The sequence below is a fragment of the [Clostridium] fimetarium genome, assembly GCF_900111235.1.
In the GTDB taxonomy this organism is placed as follows: Bacteria; Bacillota; Clostridia; order Lachnospirales; family Lachnospiraceae; genus Clostridium_N; species Clostridium_N fimetarium.
In genome coordinates, this window is sequence record NZ_FOJI01000003.1 from 134,595 (window position 1) to 152,287 (window position 17,693).

Here is a 17,693-nt window from a genome sequence, read left to right on the forward strand (position 1 = left end):
TTTACCGGCAGTTGCTTTGATATTTATAAAATATGAATTCCTTTAAATGTTACTCAATATCCAACTGAGGAACTGGTTTACTAAAGAATTTCGTAACTCCTAGCAGATATAGAAATCCTACAACAAGCCAGATAGTTCCTACAACATGTGCATTTATTCCAAGATTTGTAAATATCCACAGTGTTACTAGCAGACCAATCAAAGGATATGCAAGATATTTTAGAATAAATTTAACGTCCGTCCTTTTTGCATCTTTATCTTTAATGAAAAATTTCCAAATGACTGCAATGTTAAGTAAGATGAAGCCGACCAATGCCCCGAAGCTAACAAGTGTTGAAATTATTTCCAAAGAGCTAAAAATCGCAAGTGGTGTAATAACCAATCCTACAAATACAATGGCAACAACAGGTGTTTGATACTTTTTGCTGATATAACCAAGTTGCTTAGGTAATACACCATCTCTGCCCATTGCGAAAAACACTCTTGCCACTGCCGCTTGAGAAGCCTGGCATGTTGCAATACCAAATGATAAAACAAGTGTGATTGTGGTCAATACAGTGAACCATGTACCACCAACATATTGTACGATTTGTATAAATGCTGTGTCCACATCCAAATCTTGATAGTTTGGATAAGCAAGGCCTGCAAAAAATGTAATTACGATAAAGATTGCACCGATTATCAAAATAGAAGCGATAATTGCCTTACCAACTGCTTTTTCTGGATTAATCGTTTCTTCAGCGAGTGTGCTGATTGCATCAAATCCAAGGTAACTTAAGATAACGACTCCAGTTGCTTGAAGTATACCAGACATTTCAAAATGACCAGGATTGTAAAAAGAAATCGCATTGAAATTCACAGTACCGTTAATCCATAGACGAATGGTGCATATCACGAATATAAGAATAACAAGCATCTGTAAAGCGAATAAAATCCAGCTACATTTAGACATCAAGTCAACGCCTACCACATTAATAAATGTACTAAATGCTATGAAAAGAATCCCCCATGCCCATGTAGGTATAGATGGAATAAGTGCATTTGCAAAAGAACTACCAATAATTACTACAGTGGCTGGAAGTAGTAAATAATCCAAAAGGATTGACCATCCAGTCAAAAATCCAAGGGAAGGTGTAACTCCCTTCTGCACATATACATAAACTGAGCCTGCCATTGGATATTTCTGAGACATGATTTTGTAACTCATTCCTGTGAAAAACATTGCTATCATACCAATCAAATAGCAGAGCGCTACCATTCCTCCGGATGGCTCCAAAAATATTCCATACATTGCAGCTGGTGCTAGTGGTATCATAAATACCAATCCATAGATGATCAAATCATTCGTTTTCAGTGTTCGTTTCAATGTTGCTTGAGTTTCATTTTTTTCCATAGCATTATCCTCTTTCGTTTTTATTTTTAGGATTTGGAAATAAAAAAAAGTGTTCTGCTTTTCAGCAGAGCACCTTTGCTCAGATTTTCCAATTTTCTTTTGTAGTATACCTACGTTAGCGTCAGCTTTCTTTAATCATCGCGCAGCACAAGTGTGTTTGGAAACCACATTAGTGTTGTACTTATCCTGCTGTATTTTAGTTAACGCTTCGTTCTAGATTTATTATAGCAAATCTAGAACGACATCATTGTAAAAATCGGAACAACACGCATGAAACGTCTATTGATATGTTCGTTATACTTAATTGTTCTTGATTGTTCTTATTTGTGCTCAGCTGTTCTTATCTGCTCTTAATTGTTCTTGTTTACTCTTATTATGTAATATCAATTGCAAGACCTTCAACCGCTTCAACCAAACCTTTTTCACCAAACACTGGAAATTCAGTTACTTCAAGCATTCTTACACTTTTATTCTTATGCTTCACTTCAACATAATAAGGTTGTTGCTGTATCCCCTGAATTGACAAAGCTGTGTACTCCTCAGCCTTTGCATTAATTGGGTTATCTGTCATAGAAGTAGTGAAATCTATCATAAATTCTTCAACCGTGTATCCTAAAACAGTTGTGACTGAAGGGCTTATATGATTAAATACACCGTTTGTATCATGTCTGTAGAAAAAGCATCCATTCTCACTAGAAGCGTTTGCTACTTCATTCATGGAATTTATCACGAACTTTATGGATTCTTTGGATTTCTCAACAATTTCACTCATCGAATTCGTAAGTTCTTCTGTAGATGCGGCGGCTTGCTCCGTGCCTGCCGCATTTTCCTGTGCAATCGCAGATAAATTATGGATAATTTCAAGAATTTCCTCTTTCTTTTTATCCATATCTTGGCTCGATCCATTGAGCTTATCAATAGATAATACAACTTGCTCAATCTCATAATTGATTCCACCAAATTTTTCTGCAGTTTTTTCTACCATTAAGTACTGCTCGCTAAAATCCTTCTTCACAGCGTTTATTGTTTCTACTGCACTATTTGATTTGAATTGAAGGTTATTTACTATTTCATCTATTTTCTTAGCTGACTCCGTTGTTTGTTCCGCCAATTTTCTTATTTCATCTGCTACAATTGCAAAGCCTTTTCCAGCTTCGCCAGCTCTGGCCGCTTCTATTGCTGCATTAAGTGCAAGAAGATTTGTCTGGCTGGAAATACCCTTTATCATGCTACTTGCTTCACTAATCTTCACCGCATTAATATTTGTTTCATTAATCAATGTATCAATCTCATTTATAGAATTAGCACTTGATACTGTCTTTACAGTCAATAACGCTATCGTTTTACTTCCTTCATCCTTTAGTTCAATTACTTTTTTAATTTCATCATTCATCGTCGTTATATATTTTTGAATATTATCGATTACCTTACCCAATTCATTAGCAGCATCTTCACCATCTCTTGTAACCGTTGCTTGCGTATCTGTACTTAACGATATACTCTCAATTGTTTGCGTCAATTCCTCAAATGCCTGATAGGAATCGCTTATTGTTTTTACAACGTCATTTAATGTTCGCGATACTTGTTCAGAATTAGAAGAAATATTTCGCAACAAACTTTTTCTACCAAAGCTCTCTTTTTCTATTTTTTCATTTAAAGCTTTACAATATAAATGTACCTTATATACCAAATAGATATCTGTCAGAATTGCTAGTAGTGATGCAAGCGAAATTGAAATCAATAGATATCCTGTCTTTACATTTAAAACTAATAAGCAAAAAATATTGATAACTGTGAACGTAGCCGCAGCTATTAACAACAATCCTACTAAAAATACTTTCTTAGCGACACCCCTTTGATTTTGGAATTTATTCTTTTCCATAAAAATTCACGTCCCTCTTTTTAATCTTAAGCACCTATCTGTATAATCGTGCTTGAAAATCATTCTATTTTTCTTTTGTATTGGTTTGTAAAATCCAATTGAAAATGAACCAAACCTTCTTTAACTTATTGCATAATTATTTAAACTTCAATAACCTCTAGACGATGATTGTAATCATGTTCTATGATCATTTTCCTATAATCTTTAGGCGTTAATGCAGCAAATTTCTTGAAATCCTTAATAAAATGGGATTGATCATAATAGCCAGTCTCAATTCCGAGTTGTGTAAGTGTTGATGATGAATTGCGATTAATTGCCTGAATTACATTTTGAAACTTTATGATTTTACTAAATGTCTTCGGACTTATCCCTACAAATTGATTAAATAATTGATTAATATATCTTGCAGTATAACCAGTCTTTGCGGCAATTTCCTCAATTTTTATATTACCATAGGAATTGAATATCTCATTTTTAACAAACTCTACCAATTTAATTGCGCCTTCATGATTATTTGATATTGACTTTTTAGCAACACAAGAATCATAGCTTGCAAGAAATATTCTGATTGTATCTTGCATCGATCTGGCTTCTTCCATTCGATTAAGTAAATCCTTATCTAAAATAAGATCATTTAAATCAATCTGGTTTTCAACAAGTTCAGACATCGAAGCATCTACAATGCTCGGAAGTACGCCGGGTAAAAATCGAACCCCAAAATATTCCTTATTATTTTTATTATCTATAACCGTGTTCTCAAGAACAGTTCCACAAACTTTTCCACGAAGTCCACAATCATCTTTCTCAAATAACATATCCACACATCCATCCGGAATCGCAATTACATTATTCACATTAGATGGATCCTGATAATAATTATAAAAATGTGCGATACCTCTACTTATAGATATCCCCTTTTTATAATGTAACGTTGACATAACAAAATAAGGTTGAATTGGTTTCATAATTCATCTTCCTTCCATGGAAAGTAGTTTTTTATAATATAAAAACAATAATAAATTTTCAAAATTTTTCAAAAAAAAAAGGTGCGAAAGACATTAGAACGTCTTCGTACCTTAAGTTAATTCTATAATACCCATAGAATAAAGTCAATATTTAATTATCAAAATTCAACCCTCTCGTTGTTTGTCTCTTTGTCTCTTTGTCTCTTTGTCTCTTTGTCTCTTTGTCTCTTTGTCTCTTTGTCTTTCTCTCTTTATCTTTATCTTTATCTTTGCCTTTGCCTTTGCCTTTGTCTTTGCCTTTGCCTTGGTCTTTGCCTTTGTCTTTGTCTTTACCCTTGTCTTTTCTCCTGCCCTTAAAACCAGATTTATAATCGTTCATTTTTCGCAGACCGGCTGAAAACAGCGCCCTATGCTGTTTGAAGGAAAGGCAAGAAAAATTAACGATTATAAATCCCTGCCTTTGAAGGAAAGGCAAGAAAAATTAACGATTATAAATCCTTACCGGCAAAACCGATCATACCGCAATGCCTTCAAATCAAGTGTCGTTTTCGTATCCATTGCCAATTCCGAAAGAAGTAATCCAACTGTTGGTGATATTCCAAAACCATGTCCTGAAAAGCCACAGGCAACCACTAAACCAGGTACTTCCTCTACTGCACTAATTACCGGAACATGGTCTGCACACGAATCCATCCAGCCTGCCCATGTTCGAACGATCTTAACATCAGCAAGTGCTGGAAAATAGCTCATAATTCCTCTACATGCAATTGAAGCTGCAGATGAGGAACTAACTGGCGAACCTGGTTTTGCATAAGGCTCCATTCCTGAATTTACACCAAACACAAATGAACCATGCGTGCTTTGGTGACCATAAAAGTCCGCTGCTGCAGTACCAAGCATCTGATAAAACATTGGTTCAACCGCTTCGGTTACTAGCGTCTCAAGAAGAACCGGTACCATAGGGACATCAATCCCTACTGAATTTAATATAGATCTGCTTGCAAAACCTGCTGCAACAATAATCTTATCTCCTTCATATACATTATTTTCAGTTACAACTTGCCTAGCCTTACCTTTGATTTTATTTATTTTAACAACTTTTTCACCTGTAAAAAAACGAACTCCTAGTTGTCTTGCTTTTCTATAATACGCAAGCGTTGTAAGAAGTGGATTCGCATGCCCATCTGTTGGACACCAGCTAGCTCCTAATACTTCATTTGATAAAAATGGATTAATCGCTTTCGCCTCATCTTGACCAATCATTCTAACATCCAAACCACACGAAACAGCGCTGTTTGTGAGTCCCTGCAATGTCTTTATATGCGCATCTGTTTTACCTAAACGAAGGTTACCTTCCTGATAATACTCTACATTTACACCAAGCTCCTCTGATAACGTTGGCCAAATATTTTTAATACCATACATAATCAAAGGAAGTTCTCTTGGATCACGACCTGATTGACGAACACCACCACCATTTCTTGTGGAGCCACCATTACCGATATTATCATTTGCCTCTAATACAATAACGCTACAGCCTTTTTTTGCAAGATTGTAAGCGGCACTACATCCAATTATACCTGCTCCTATAATTACAACATCTGCATAATTACTCATGTTTAGCCACCTCCTCGTTGAGATCATTTGCCATTACTTTCATTTCAATAGGCCTCATTGGAGCTCTGGCTGTCGCTGGTTCAAGATCAGCTGGTGATACGCCAAGTTCTCTTGATACAATTCCTTTTACAAGCTTCGCACATGTCTGACCCTGACAAAGACCCATTCCAGTTCTTAAAAATCTTCTAATATCTGTGAGCGTATACATTCCATCATGGACAGCACTTCTAATTTCACCTTTTGTAATCTCTTCGCAGCGACATATGATCATATCATCATCTGGTGCTGGAACAAATTCTCCTATATCTCTACTTCTGTCATTTACCATTTTTAACCTCATTCCTGTGGTCCGCTTTAGCTGAAAAAAATCTAGCTTTATCAACCATTTCGATTGGTACTTTAATCGTTAATAAATTTGTTTTATCAAATACTGGAGCCGTCTTTATACTAACTACCTCAGCTTCACATACTTCATGTCCACTTCTATCAAGTGCAACACCTTTGTCGCCAATGACTGGAAGTGGTAAAAATTCATACGGCATCGTTATGGATGCATATCCTACTTCATATTCTTCATTTACAAGAAAAATTGCCTGTCCAGAACAAGAAGCCACACATTGTCCGCATCCTGAGCATGTCTTAGTTTCGTCTATACTTGGGAGTGAAGTAATCTTATCACCTATTTTGATACATTTCTTCGAACAAGCATCCTGACATGGATTACAAGGGATATTTTGAGTACATTCAATTACCGGATGTGTCCCATTTGATCTCGTAAATCCAGGAAATCTAACAATTTCTTCTTCTGCAATATAGCCTTTTTCCAATAAATTTTCAGATATATCACAGCCTTCTTCAGTTTTATCAATTTTCTTACCTCTGTTTTCAGGAGCAAACATCCCTTGTCTGAGGCTTAATAATGCGACTTCTAATTCTTTCGCCTTATCTTCTAATTCTTGTTTATCAATAAATCCAAGTCTATAAGCTACTGCAATACCTGTAATTCTTCCTTCAATCATCGCTGAACTTGCTTCTTCAATCCCTGATACATCTCCGGCTGCAAAGATTCCTGCAACTGAAGTTTCACCATATTCATCTACGATAGGAACCAGACCAGCTTTCTTAGGGTTGTCTTCCATATCACATCCAGCCATATTAGCTAATTGAGACATTGGGGAAAGTCCTACAGCCAAACATATTGTATCAACGTCAAAATGCTTCTCAGTTCCAGGTATGATCTTCCATGTGGAATCTACCTCACCAATTGTGACACCAGTTACGCACTCTGTACCTTCTGCCTTGATAATTGTGTTTGACATATAAAAAGGAACGCCACATCTTGCTACCTTTGATGCATGCACTCCATAACCGCCAACTCTAGGAGATGCATCACAAATAGCGACTACTTCACAACCTGCCTGTAATAACTGATAACTAACTACAAGGCCAACATTTCCACTGCCTAACATAAGAATTTTCTTCCCTGGCATAATTCCATGAAGATTCATCATAGTTTGCGCTGCTCCTGCACCAATTACACCCGGAAGTGTCCATCCATCAAATGTAACCATATTTTCAGAAGCTCCAGTTGCGATGATAACTGAATCAGCTTTGAAATGATGTATTTTGTCCTCAATTTTTACGGTTACTTCTTTTTCCTCAAAGAGTCCGATTACAATTGCATTTAATACGACTTCAACGCCTGCCTCTGCCGCATCTAGAAGTAATTCTTCACCTATTTTAAAACCTCTGATTTTAGCTTTGTGTTCCTTTGAACCAAAGAATTTATGAATTTGTTTAAATAGTTGTCCACCTGGTTTAGAATTTTCATCAAATACTACTACCTTTAGACCTCTTTTTGCTGCTTCGATTGATGCCGATAACCCTGCAGGACCAGCACCAACGACGATTAAATCATAACGTTTCATACTGTCCCCTCCTTTTCAGGTATGTTTCCTATCTTGCTTTCGGATAAATCTTCAGATATGTTTTCAGGCTTATTCTCAGATATGCTTTCAGGTTTCTTCGCAGATACACCATACTGTGTTTCTACTGTCATACCTTCTTCAAGTGAGGTTATACAAGTTCTAACGTTTGCTTTCCCATTCACAACCATTACACAATCCGTACATCTTCCGATCGCACAAAATATTCCTCTTGGTTTATCATATTTCTTAGTATGTCTATGAGCCATAACACCCGCTGCTCTAAGTGCTACTGCAATCGGTTCACCTTCAAACCCTTGCATCGCATTTCCATCATGTGTAAATTCTATTAATCTACCTTTTTGAGGTTCTCCTAAAATTGGATGTTCTTGAATTCTCATTTAAATCATCTCCTTTGATAGCTTATGTATATTGCTTTTGTAGATTGCTTTTGTAGATTATTTTTGTATATTACTTTTGCAGATTACTTTTGTAGATTACTTTTGTAGATTACTTTTGTAGATTACTTTTGTAGATTACTTTTGTAGATTACTTTTGTAGATTACTTTTGTAGATTATTTTTATAGATTACTTATGCAAGAGCTGGTACATCCCATAAATTCAACTTCGTTCCGATCCCTTTTTCAATTGCATTTCTATAAACGATTGTTCCCCATGCAACATCTTCAACAGGCATACCACCAACTGAGTATATTACAATTTCATTTTCCTTGCGGTGTACTGGAATCTTACCAATTAATACATCGCCTAAATCATCAATCTGATCGATTGTCATCTTGCCTTCTGCAATCATATCCATACAACGTACTGCTGGAATCGGAATAGAATTATATGCTGGAAATTCCATTTCTTCTTCCCAAGCTTGGTATAACTGAATATTATCAGTAACTGTTCTTGCTCTATTTAAAATAAAATCATCATCAAATCTTGCAGCTGCAGGACAACATAAGATTGCTCCTGGCTTAATCCATGCTTCGTCGATAAATGGATATTCATTAATATCACCAGTTGGACTTGATGTCGCAATATGTACAATATCACAATCTCTAACTGCATCTTCTTCTGTCTCTACAATTCTGATATCTTTGATTTCCGGGAAATCTTCGTTAAGATACTGAACAAATCCATCGATTGATTTCTTGCTTCTTCCTTTAATCTTAACAGTTTCAATACCAGCTCTAACTGCAACCGTAGCCGCAAATGCAGTCTTACTCATAACGCCAGGGCCTATGATACCAACAACCTTAGAATCTTCTTTTGCAAAATATTTTACGCCAACGCCAGGAACTGCACCAGTTCTATACGCACTTAAGACATTTGCTGACATATATGCGATAGGAGCGCCTGTCTCTTTATCATTTAAAGTAAGCATAAGAATTGATCTTGGAAGACCTTTTTTCTTATTTTCAACATTTGAACCGTACCACTTCATACCTGCCATATCAAACTTGCCACCAAGATAAGCCGGCATTGCCATGAATCTTCTATCCGGGCCATCTGTAGGCATATTAGGAAAAGGTGACTCAGCCGGAAACGTCATCATAACGCCATGTGAATTACCATTTGGACCACCCATACGAAAATCACCCATTTTCAATAATTTAAACATCTCTTCCATAGCCTCTACACATCCAGCCATTTCCTTAACTCCAGCCTTAATCATATCCTCTTCATTTAAATATAAAAAATCAATTCTAGTATCACTCATAATCTTATCCTCTCTCTCTTATCGCATATTATTTTAGTTTTGTTTTGTTTCTTTTTTCGCTTAATTTTTTGTCAAAAATAAATCGATGATTAATGTAAATGGTAAATATCAATTTCTAATTGTTCATTTCCCGCAGACCGGCTGATTACAGCGTTCTTTGCTGTAAGAAGGAAAGGCAAGGGAAATAAACAATTAGAAATTGATATTTACCTCAACAGCTTAAGAATTTTGACCTAAAATTGCATCCATCTCTATCTCTACTAATTGTGATATCCTATTTAACATTGTTGTTCCCACCATCGTAAATAATGGTCTGATGTCATGAAATATCTCAGAATAAGCATCTCCTATTTCTTTCGCATACTTCATATCTGTTGTATAGGCTTTAATCTTAACTACATCGCTAGCTGTAGCACCTGCTTGTCCAAGCAATTCCACTTGTTTTTCTAATATATATTTGGCCTGTTCATATGAACTTCCTTCGCCGTATACTTTACCATCTGGCTGCACTGATGTTGTCCCACCAATAAATATGAAAGGGCCAGTCTTAACCATTCTAGAATATCCAACTATTTCTTCTAATGGTGCCCCTGAAGAATAGTTTGTTCTTATTAATTCCATAATTCCTCCAATCTGTACTTAATTAGACTCTTATTACTGCACTTACTGTAACATAACGTTCAGAGCATAAAATTGTAATTTTCAGAAGTAACTTGAACTTTAACCAAAGAGACTTATCCATTTAATGTTATGTGTGTAAGGACTGCAAAATGGTAGTAAATCTTAAACTGAAGCCTCCAGATAAGTTATAACATATTGATTTGGTAGATTTTTTCTATGATAAACTTTTAAAAAGAACAGGCGTCAAGTAAGTTATACTTACCTAACGCCTGTTCACTTATTTATTTCAATTTTAATAATACATTCAAATGTAACTATGTGCTTAACTTCTATAACGCTTCAACGCCACGTTCTCCTGTACGAACTCTTACAACATCCGCAACATCATAAACAAAAATCTTGCCATCTCCATAATTACCTGTATTAAGTGCTTTCAATACTTTTTCAATAACTACTTCGGCAACTTCAGGTGTTACAACAGATTCTACCTTGATTTTAGGAAGCAAATTTACAGTAGTTTCATTACCTCTATAAATTTGTTTGTATCCCTTTTGATTACCATAGCCCATAATATGGGTTATCATAAGACCATTTGCGTTGCTTCCTTCTAAAATCTCTTTTAATTCTTCTAATTTTTCAGGTCTAATAACAATTTCTAATTTCTTCATAAGATTCCCTTCCTTTCTATATCCAAATTTAATCAGTTCAACTATTTCGCTTTTACTTTGAATCTAGCTAATTGTTTGATTTCCATATTATCCTCAGAATCATAATCTAATTCTGATGTTGTCATCTGTGTATCTGGATAAGCGAGTACGCCCATTTCTGGAACATCAAGTCCAGCAAGTTCAACTTCTGGTGAAACTCTTAAGCCCCAGAATTTATCAAGAACTTTAAAGAATACAAATGAAACTCCAAATCCCCAAACAATCAGAACGCCAACAGCAATCAACTGAGCGTATAACTGTGAAGCACTTCCAAAGAACAAGCCCGTAACTCCGCCTGTAACTCCGTTTAATCCATCACCATATTGACCATCTGCGAATAATCCTACTGCAATAACTCCCCATACACCATTTACACAATGTACTGAAATTGCACCAACTGGATCATCAATTTTCATTTTGTCTTCTACAAATTTTACTGCAACACAAACTAGAATACCAGCAATTAATCCAATGATAAATGCTGAGATACCATTTACAAATGCACAAGGAGCTGTGATTGCAACAAGTCCAGCAAGTGCACCATTCGCTGTCATTGAAGGATCTGGTTTACCATATTTGATCCACATATAAAACATTGCAGCGACACCACCAATTGCACCAGCTACCATTGTATTGGTTGCAACAATTGCGAGTCTAAAATCTGAAGCATTTAATGTTGAACCAGCATTAAATGAGAACCAACAGAAGAATAATATAATTGTACCAATAATTGCCATTGGAATATTATGTCCTGGGAAAGATCTAGCAGTTCCGTCTTTTTTAAACTTACCAATTCTAGGTCCGATTACAATTGCACCAGATAGTGCAATCATACCACCCATTGAATGAACAACTGCTGATCCTGCAAAATCGACAACTCCATGACCTAAACCAAAGTTTGATCCGAGTGTTGCAAGGAATCCACCACCCCATACCCAGTTTCCAAAGAAAGGATATAAGATCATTGAAATAAAGAATGCTATAATAACATATGCCGAATATTTTACACGTTCTGCCATTGAACCAGTTGGTATTGTAACTGTTGTATCCATAAATACCATCTGGAAGAAAAACAATGCATAAACGCCGGCATCATAAGTACCACTTAACATAAATCCTTTGTAACCCATAATTCCACCAAGCCCCGGTATTTTAAGCATGGCATCCAGCACACCACCTCCGGTTCCTAAGCCTACTGCTCCGCCTGAACCGCCGAATTGAATTGCAAATCCAACTAGGAAGTAACCTACTGCACCTATCAAGAACACCATGAAATTCATTGTCATTGTGTGTGCTGCATTTTTGCCTCTACAGAAGCCTGTTTCTACCATTGCAAATCCGCATTGGAAGAAGAATACCATAAATCCTGTGATCATTACCCATGTAAAGTTGGCTCCGTAATAAGCCTTGTTTGCTTGTGTTGCAACATCTGACAGTGTCTCAGTTCCTGTCGGAGTAACGTACGATGCACCTGTTGGATCTCCTGCTGCAAAAGCCGGAATTGCGAAAATTGATACCAACATACCCACTAATAGCATTGTACTAACTATCTTTACTAATCTTTTCATATTATACCTCCTTATAATGAAGCAGTTATTTTTTCTCTGCTTTATTTCAATACTCAGTTTTACTTTTTCTTTTTCTTTTCTTTCTTGAAATTACTCCAAGAAAATTGTGATGTACTTTTGTATAACTCGGTTTTTAACTTTGTTACTGATAAAAAGTACCTAGCGCCTAGATATGCAACTACTAGACCAAAAACGGCACCGTGAACAGATGAATTAATCACTTTAAAACTCACGTTATTTACCATGCTATAAACAATAAAAGAAACCCCTAATAGTATAATGATAATTGTTGTCGCATAAAGCAAATTGATCACTACTGCTTTTTGTTTGAAATTAGTTGATACTTCAACCTGACTCTTCATACTTGCTCCTCCTTATAATATTGATTCATTGAATTGTAGTAATTTTTCACTTCACATTTTTAATATTTATTAGAAACACTTTTGTATTTCCGTCCTTATTAAATATTTAAAAAAGGAGCCAAAGCCATTGCTAGCTTTAACTCCTTCGTTAAATTAATATAATAAAAAATATGAAGTTTTCATTACAAGTGATTGTGTTGTCTGAATCTTAAAATTGATAATACATGAATGAACCTTGAAAACAAAAAAAGAGGCCAAAAACTAAAATTAGTTTTGACCTCATCGTCTTCAATATTCATTATTACTTTAAATTATGATAACACACTGTTTTTACAAATGCAATAGTTTTCTAAAAAAAATTAACAATTTTATTTACTTAAACTATAATATGCCGTTACATCGAAACAATTCCTAAAATTCGTAAGTTTTCATGGTGGACAAATCAAGTTTTCTTAACAAACTCTATTCTACATTTAGGACACTTAATGCTAATCTTACCTTTTCCCTTAGGGACACGAATCTTTTGTTTGCAATTAGGGCAGTTGAATATACAATTCTTTTTTCTATCTTTTATCCTGTCCATAAACTTACTCTTTTTACTAAGCATTTTATAACGCAAAGTAAGAAACTTCTGATTTTCATCATATCGCTTTCCTATATTTCTAGAAAAAATGCGAAAATAGCTAAGGATAAGTACGACAATACCCACCATATATAAAAAGTCCACTTTTAATATCATAGATAATAATAAAATAATTCCTGTTCCATATGTTAGTACTTTCCCCAACTGATCCATTCCATAGCGGCCTTGCATAAATACTGCCATTCTTTCTCTAAGTCTATTCATTGTCACAACTCCATTCAGCCACAAAACTCTTGCTATATTATTTATACTCTATCATAAATTATAAGAAAATCACATTAAAAAATTATAAACTTTTTCTTATAAAAATTATAGAATGTGCCTTATTTATAGAATAAACATCACTATGACAATTTTTCTGTAAAGTTGACTATTATAAGCATCATTTCATAGGTATTTACATATTTCTTTTTGTATTATATATAAAGTTGGAGGGTTGAATTAATTTCAACTCAGTCAATGGTTACGATGAATGGTTACATTACATAGAGATAATTATTCATTAACGAGAAAGGAATTACATGGACACAACTCTATCGGATAAAGACAAGAAATTTCGAGAGTTTGCATTAAATGGAAATATGTGGAGAGTTATTCTTCAAGTATGTATCCCTCTTGCAATTTTTCAGTTAGTTAATCACATTTTTAATATACTTGATACTATGATGGCATCACATATCAGTGCCACTGCCGTTTCTGCTGTTGCATATCTTTCGCAACTTCAAAATATGATTGCAGCAATTGGAACTGGGCTTGCTGTTGGTAGTACATTAAAAATAAGCGAATGTTATGGTGCTGGCGATTATGATTTAGTCAAAAAAAGGCTAAGTACATTGATTGCTATATGCGTTGGAGTCTCAGCCTTGGTCCTCATGTTGATACCATTTACGCCATTTCTTTTAAAGATTAGTGGAACACCTAGCGAATTCATTGAAATTGGAACAAAATATTTTATAGTAACTCTTATTGCTACTGTTATGAGTATTTTTAATAATGTATATATTGCAATTGAACGTGCGCGAGGTAATTCAAAAAGAATATTACGCCTCAACATGTTTGTCATAATGTTGAAGCTCTCAATTACCGGGGTATTCATCTACGGTCTAAATGCTGATATTACTATGATCGCTGTTGCAACTGTATTTGCTCAACTTTTTCTTTTTATAATGGCTATCAGAAATCTCAGTAGGGGAAATGATGCATTTACTTTTAGTTTAAAGAGTATTACTTTTACAGAACGTGTTGTCAAACCAATGCTTACGCTTTCATTTCCAGTTATGGTTGAACGATTAGCATTTGCAATGGGTAAAACAGTTGTTAACGCCATGAGTAAAAATTATGGGCCTGTTACCGTTGGGGCCCTTGGAATTTCCAATAATATAAATGGTACTGCTACTCAGTTGGAAACTGGTTTTCAAGATGGAGGGGCCTCTATTATCAGTCAGAACCTTGGTGCTTGCAGACCGGATAGAGCACTTGATGCATTTAAAAAACTATTAATTATTGAATCTTTGATTGGTCTAATATGCTACATTATCCTTAATGTTTTCATTGATCAGATTAGTTTCGTTTTTGCAAATAGTTCACAAGGTTTTAATTATGAATTTCAGCAGACAATTATCAAAGTATTTCGTTATGATGCTTTTGGCGGATGCATCCCCTTAGGTATCAACTGTGCAATTATGGCTCTTTTTTTTGGTTTTGGCAAAACGAAACTAACGTTATTAATTAATTTCTGCCGTGTATTTATATTCAGGATACCACTTTTGTGGGCATTACAGAATTTCACGATACTTGGTAGCGAAAGTGTTGGTATCGTTATGGCTGCAAGTAATATTCTTACAGCCGTATTTTCTTCAATCATTGCATTCTTTGTAATAAGACAAATAAAGAAGGAATGGAATTTGAAGCTTTAAAACTGCTTACCCCTTATTATAGTGTAAATATATCTCAAGCCAAAAGCGGCATACAATTCTGTCAATTGTATGCCGCTTTTATACTGTTTTTTTATATTATTTAGAATACTATTTTTGTATACTATTTTTGTATATCATTTTTAACATTATATTTTTTATTAATCTGTATTTATATTGTATTTTCATAATTGTAATGAATGCTCCATATACACATTTCCATCAAGATCTTTCCAGTAAAACTTATCATCAATAATCATATAACTATGAGCGCTTCCTTCTTTTGGAATGGAAATTGAACCAGCATTCATGTAAGTATAACTTCCTCTGTTTTCAAATTTGGGTACATGTGTGTGTCCGCATAACAGCACATCACCCTCTTTCATCATTGGGGTATTCTTATCATCAAGTTTATGTCCGTGTGTTATATATATCGTTTTTCCGTCAATGTATAACAATCCTTGCTCCGACATTATTGGAAATTCAAGTACCATTTGATCAACTTCCGAATCACAATTACCTCTGATACATATTATTTCGGATTTGATCTCATTTAACATAGTTATTACTTCTTTCGGTGCATAGTCTTTGGGCAAATCATTGCGTGGTCCATGATACAAAATATCTCCCAACAGAACTAATTTATCTGGTTTTTCTTGTTCAAATGCTTTTAATAATTTTCTGCAATAGTATGCAGAACCATGAATATCTGAGGCTACCATTAGTTTCATTTTTAATTCCCTTCTTTTTTCCCTGGTGCAATAATATTACAAACTGCTGCAATTCCTCCAAATAATACACCTGCAATCGGCCATACTATCCAGGTTCTGCCCCAATCCATTGTAATAAAACTCCATCCTAAATATATTGCAGTTGCGATTGGCCAATAGACAGACGCAACTTTTCCTGCAAGGTCATCATTGTTCACATTTTTTGATGCATATTCCTCTTCGTGAAGAAGTTGCTTATAACTGTCCCTTTTCATCCCAGCCGTAATAAACAAATATACAGACGCTGCAACTATGATTAGTAATAAGCCCACACATACAGCTGCCACTCCGTCACTCAAATCATCAAATAACGTACCGGCTATAACAACAGGAATCACACTAATAATACAAAGTATTACTCCCAATGTGATTTTAATTCCAAATTCCGCTGTTTCATTTTCTTTCAAATCTTTTACATAATTAGAAGCTAAATAATCAAGTTCAAAGTTTTCTTTCTTAATGTAGCTATATTTTTCATATTGTAACCCACTTATAATGAATAATGCAACCGCAATTGCAACAAAAACAAATAATATCGTTAGCCCGATTGCAAGAGCGACTTTTTCTGGTACAGCATTTGCTTCAAAAAACAGAATTCCATTCGCAACATCAATCGAATTATCCCCTCCAGATAATCCCACCAATATAATCAATGGTACCACGCTCAAAATACAAAGAATTACTCCCATTGCTATTTTTAATGCGAATTTTGAAGTGCTTTGGATGAAATCCTTTGTTTCCTCTAACGATATGCTTCTTACCGGCACACCTTTATTAGTTGTATTATTTTCATATCCGTTTGAATTATTGTTAATACCCAATTCTTCTTTTAATTCATCAATATTTCCAAACTCTGAAATCACAATACCTATTGCTTCATTTTCACTTTTCCCTTGGATCTTAAGTTCATTATACTTATCCTCCATCATTGCAATTAATTCTTCCTTTGCTCTAATCACCTCATTTGTTTTGGGTAAACTCTGAAACAAATTTTCAATATACATTTTAATTGTATCCATACTTTTCTCCAATCCTGCGCATTTTTGCCCATATCTAATTTTAGATTTTTATATTTAAAAATATACTTTCTTGTTTTGCTTTTATATACTCCTAACAAATCGTTCTACAACGTCTTTCGTCAATTCCCACTCTTCGCACTTCTCTTTATAATAGCCAATTCCAGCCTCAGTAATTCTGTAATAAGTCCTTCGTTTTCCATTCGTTTCATCTCCATAAAACGATTCAATCATGCCATTCTTTTCCAACCTAGTAAATGCTGAATATAATGTTGTTTCCTTCATGATATATTTTCCTTCTGATAATTCCTTAATTTGTTTAGATATCTCATACCCATATGAGGCTTCATGCATCACAAGGAATAATATAATCATATCATTATATCCTCTAATACCATCGCTACTTATCACATGCCATTCCTCCAATCGCTTTTGATTTAAACTCTTTAGCTTTAATTGCTTTAGATTTAATCTCTTTAGATCTAATCTTTATAATATTTTATTCATCTACTACGATGATAGTACTACGTTTATAGTATTACGTCTGTCGTAGTAAATATAATTTACCATAATTACCACGAC

The 17,693-nt window shown here is 34.8% G+C and carries 18 protein-coding genes; 1 reads left to right on the top strand and 17 read right to left on the bottom strand.

Features of this window, described 5'->3' with window-relative positions; translation table 11 throughout:
* Positions 1–49: 49 nt before the first annotated feature.
* From BMY18_RS05050 to BMY18_RS05115, 14 genes are all read right to left on the bottom strand, one after another.
* Entirely contained in the window at positions 50–1,393 is a 1,344-nt protein-coding gene (locus BMY18_RS05050; RefSeq protein WP_092451237.1) for an APC family permease, read from the bottom strand.
* A gap of 373 nt (positions 1,394–1,766) precedes the next feature.
* Positions 1,767–3,275, bottom strand: coding sequence for a methyl-accepting chemotaxis protein (locus BMY18_RS05055; protein ID WP_092451239.1), 1,509 nt, complete (start codon positions 3,273–3,275; stop codon positions 1,767–1,769).
* Between the two features lie 140 nt (positions 3,276–3,415).
* On the bottom strand, positions 3,416–4,240 hold the full coding sequence (locus BMY18_RS05060; protein ID WP_092451241.1) for a helix-turn-helix domain-containing protein: 825 nt from the start codon (positions 4,238–4,240) through the stop codon (positions 3,416–3,418).
* Between the two features lie 151 nt (positions 4,241–4,391).
* The gene (locus BMY18_RS21250; protein WP_092451243.1) at positions 4,392–4,619 is read right to left on the bottom strand and encodes a hypothetical protein; all 228 of its coding nucleotides are present in this window, start codon (positions 4,617–4,619) and stop codon (positions 4,392–4,394) included.
* 119 nt (positions 4,620–4,738) lie between these two features.
* Complete coding sequence (locus tag BMY18_RS05070; protein ID WP_092451245.1) at positions 4,739–5,857, bottom strand: NAD(P)/FAD-dependent oxidoreductase; 1,119 nt, start codon at positions 5,855–5,857, stop codon at positions 4,739–4,741.
* A complete protein-coding gene (locus BMY18_RS05075; RefSeq protein WP_092451247.1) occupies positions 5,850–6,185 on the bottom strand; it encodes a (2Fe-2S)-binding protein in 336 nt (111 codons plus the stop codon). Before BMY18_RS05075 ends, BMY18_RS05070 begins: the two co-directional genes overlap by 8 nt.
* Positions 6,175–7,785, bottom strand: coding sequence for an FAD-dependent oxidoreductase (locus tag BMY18_RS05080; RefSeq protein WP_092451249.1), 1,611 nt, complete (start codon positions 7,783–7,785; stop codon positions 6,175–6,177). Before BMY18_RS05080 ends, BMY18_RS05075 begins: the two co-directional genes overlap by 11 nt.
* Positions 7,782–8,183 (bottom strand): (2Fe-2S)-binding protein, encoded by a 402-nt coding sequence (locus BMY18_RS05085; RefSeq protein ID WP_092451251.1) that lies wholly within the window; start codon positions 8,181–8,183, stop codon positions 7,782–7,784. The genes BMY18_RS05080 and BMY18_RS05085 overlap by 4 nt, the downstream gene beginning before the upstream one ends.
* Before the next feature lie 191 nt (positions 8,184–8,374).
* Complete coding sequence (locus tag BMY18_RS05090) at positions 8,375–9,511, bottom strand: ornithine cyclodeaminase family protein (protein WP_092451253.1); 1,137 nt, start codon at positions 9,509–9,511, stop codon at positions 8,375–8,377.
* Between the two features lie 219 nt (positions 9,512–9,730).
* Complete coding sequence (locus BMY18_RS05095) at positions 9,731–10,132, bottom strand: Rid family hydrolase (protein WP_092451255.1); 402 nt, start codon at positions 10,130–10,132, stop codon at positions 9,731–9,733.
* A 329-nt stretch (positions 10,133–10,461) separates the two neighbouring features.
* Positions 10,462–10,800, bottom strand: a complete 339-nt coding sequence (locus tag BMY18_RS05100; protein WP_092451257.1) for a P-II family nitrogen regulator — start codon at positions 10,798–10,800, stop codon at positions 10,462–10,464.
* Between the two features lie 41 nt (positions 10,801–10,841).
* Entirely contained in the window at positions 10,842–12,407 is a 1,566-nt protein-coding gene (locus BMY18_RS05105; RefSeq protein WP_092451259.1) for an ammonium transporter, read from the bottom strand.
* A gap of 59 nt (positions 12,408–12,466) precedes the next feature.
* Positions 12,467–12,769, bottom strand: coding sequence for a hypothetical protein (locus BMY18_RS05110; RefSeq protein ID WP_092451261.1), 303 nt, complete (start codon positions 12,767–12,769; stop codon positions 12,467–12,469).
* Between the two features lie 442 nt (positions 12,770–13,211).
* Positions 13,212–13,616 (bottom strand): hypothetical protein, encoded by a 405-nt coding sequence (locus tag BMY18_RS05115; RefSeq protein ID WP_092451264.1) that lies wholly within the window; start codon positions 13,614–13,616, stop codon positions 13,212–13,214.
* A 317-nt stretch (positions 13,617–13,933) separates the two neighbouring features.
* Between BMY18_RS05115 and BMY18_RS05120 the strand changes: the two genes are divergently transcribed.
* Positions 13,934–15,328 carry an MATE family efflux transporter gene (locus BMY18_RS05120; RefSeq protein WP_092451266.1) on the top strand — a complete coding sequence of 465 codons (1,395 nt, stop codon included), beginning with the start codon at positions 13,934–13,936 and terminating at the stop codon, positions 15,326–15,328.
* A 182-nt stretch (positions 15,329–15,510) separates the two neighbouring features.
* Here BMY18_RS05120 and yfcE read toward each other — a convergent pair whose 3' ends face one another.
* The 3 genes from yfcE to BMY18_RS05135 form a co-directional block, all read right to left on the bottom strand.
* A complete protein-coding gene (gene yfcE, locus BMY18_RS05125; protein WP_092451268.1) occupies positions 15,511–16,056 on the bottom strand; it encodes a phosphodiesterase in 546 nt (181 codons plus the stop codon).
* Positions 16,057–16,058: 2 nt separating this feature from the next.
* On the bottom strand, positions 16,059–17,114 hold the full coding sequence (locus BMY18_RS05130; RefSeq protein ID WP_092451270.1) for a permease prefix domain 1-containing protein: 1,056 nt from the start codon (positions 17,112–17,114) through the stop codon (positions 16,059–16,061).
* Between the two features lie 81 nt (positions 17,115–17,195).
* Positions 17,196–17,486: a PadR family transcriptional regulator gene (locus BMY18_RS05135; protein WP_334292364.1), complete on the bottom strand. Its 291-nt coding sequence runs from the start codon at positions 17,484–17,486 to the stop codon at positions 17,196–17,198.
* Positions 17,487–17,693: the final 207 nt, after the last annotated feature.

What these genes read in the sequence shown, in the direction of transcription:
- BMY18_RS05050 (WP_092451237.1), bottom strand. Translation starts at nt 1,393, where the DNA reads ATGGAAAAAAATGAAACTCAAGCAACATTGAAACGAACACTGAAAACG.
- BMY18_RS05105 (WP_092451259.1), bottom strand. Translation starts at nt 12,407, where the DNA reads ATGAAAAGATTAGTAAAGATAGTTAGTACAATGCTATTAGTGGGTATG.
- BMY18_RS05120 (WP_092451266.1), top strand. Translation starts at nt 13,934, where the DNA reads ATGGACACAACTCTATCGGATAAAGACAAGAAATTTCGAGAGTTTGCA.
- BMY18_RS05095 (WP_092451255.1), bottom strand. Translation starts at nt 10,132, where the DNA reads ATGGAATTAATAAGAACAAACTATTCTTCAGGGGCACCATTAGAAGAA.
- yfcE (WP_092451268.1), bottom strand. Translation starts at nt 16,056, where the DNA reads ATGAAACTAATGGTAGCCTCAGATATTCATGGTTCTGCATACTATTGC.
- BMY18_RS05060 (WP_092451241.1), bottom strand. Translation starts at nt 4,240, where the DNA reads ATGAAACCAATTCAACCTTATTTTGTTATGTCAACGTTACATTATAAA.
- BMY18_RS05090 (WP_092451253.1), bottom strand. Translation starts at nt 9,511, where the DNA reads ATGAGTGATACTAGAATTGATTTTTTATATTTAAATGAAGAGGATATG.
- BMY18_RS05100 (WP_092451257.1), bottom strand. Translation starts at nt 10,800, where the DNA reads ATGAAGAAATTAGAAATTGTTATTAGACCTGAAAAATTAGAAGAATTA.
- BMY18_RS05080 (WP_092451249.1), bottom strand. Translation starts at nt 7,785, where the DNA reads ATGAAACGTTATGATTTAATCGTCGTTGGTGCTGGTCCTGCAGGGTTA.
- BMY18_RS05070 (WP_092451245.1), bottom strand. Translation starts at nt 5,857, where the DNA reads ATGAGTAATTATGCAGATGTTGTAATTATAGGAGCAGGTATAATTGGA.
- BMY18_RS05135 (WP_334292364.1), bottom strand. Translation starts at nt 17,486, where the DNA reads ATGATTATATTATTCCTTGTGATGCATGAAGCCTCATATGGGTATGAG.
- BMY18_RS05085 (WP_092451251.1), bottom strand. Translation starts at nt 8,183, where the DNA reads ATGAGAATTCAAGAACATCCAATTTTAGGAGAACCTCAAAAAGGTAGA.
- BMY18_RS05055 (WP_092451239.1), bottom strand. Translation starts at nt 3,275, where the DNA reads ATGGAAAAGAATAAATTCCAAAATCAAAGGGGTGTCGCTAAGAAAGTA.
- BMY18_RS05115 (WP_092451264.1), bottom strand. Translation starts at nt 13,616, where the DNA reads ATGAATAGACTTAGAGAAAGAATGGCAGTATTTATGCAAGGCCGCTAT.
- BMY18_RS21250 (WP_092451243.1), bottom strand. Translation starts at nt 4,619, where the DNA reads ATGAACGATTATAAATCTGGTTTTAAGGGCAGGAGAAAAGACAAGGGT.
- BMY18_RS05110 (WP_092451261.1), bottom strand. Translation starts at nt 12,769, where the DNA reads ATGAAGAGTCAGGTTGAAGTATCAACTAATTTCAAACAAAAAGCAGTA.
- BMY18_RS05130 (WP_092451270.1), bottom strand. Translation starts at nt 17,114, where the DNA reads ATGGATACAATTAAAATGTATATTGAAAATTTGTTTCAGAGTTTACCC.
- BMY18_RS05075 (WP_092451247.1), bottom strand. Translation starts at nt 6,185, where the DNA reads ATGGTAAATGACAGAAGTAGAGATATAGGAGAATTTGTTCCAGCACCA.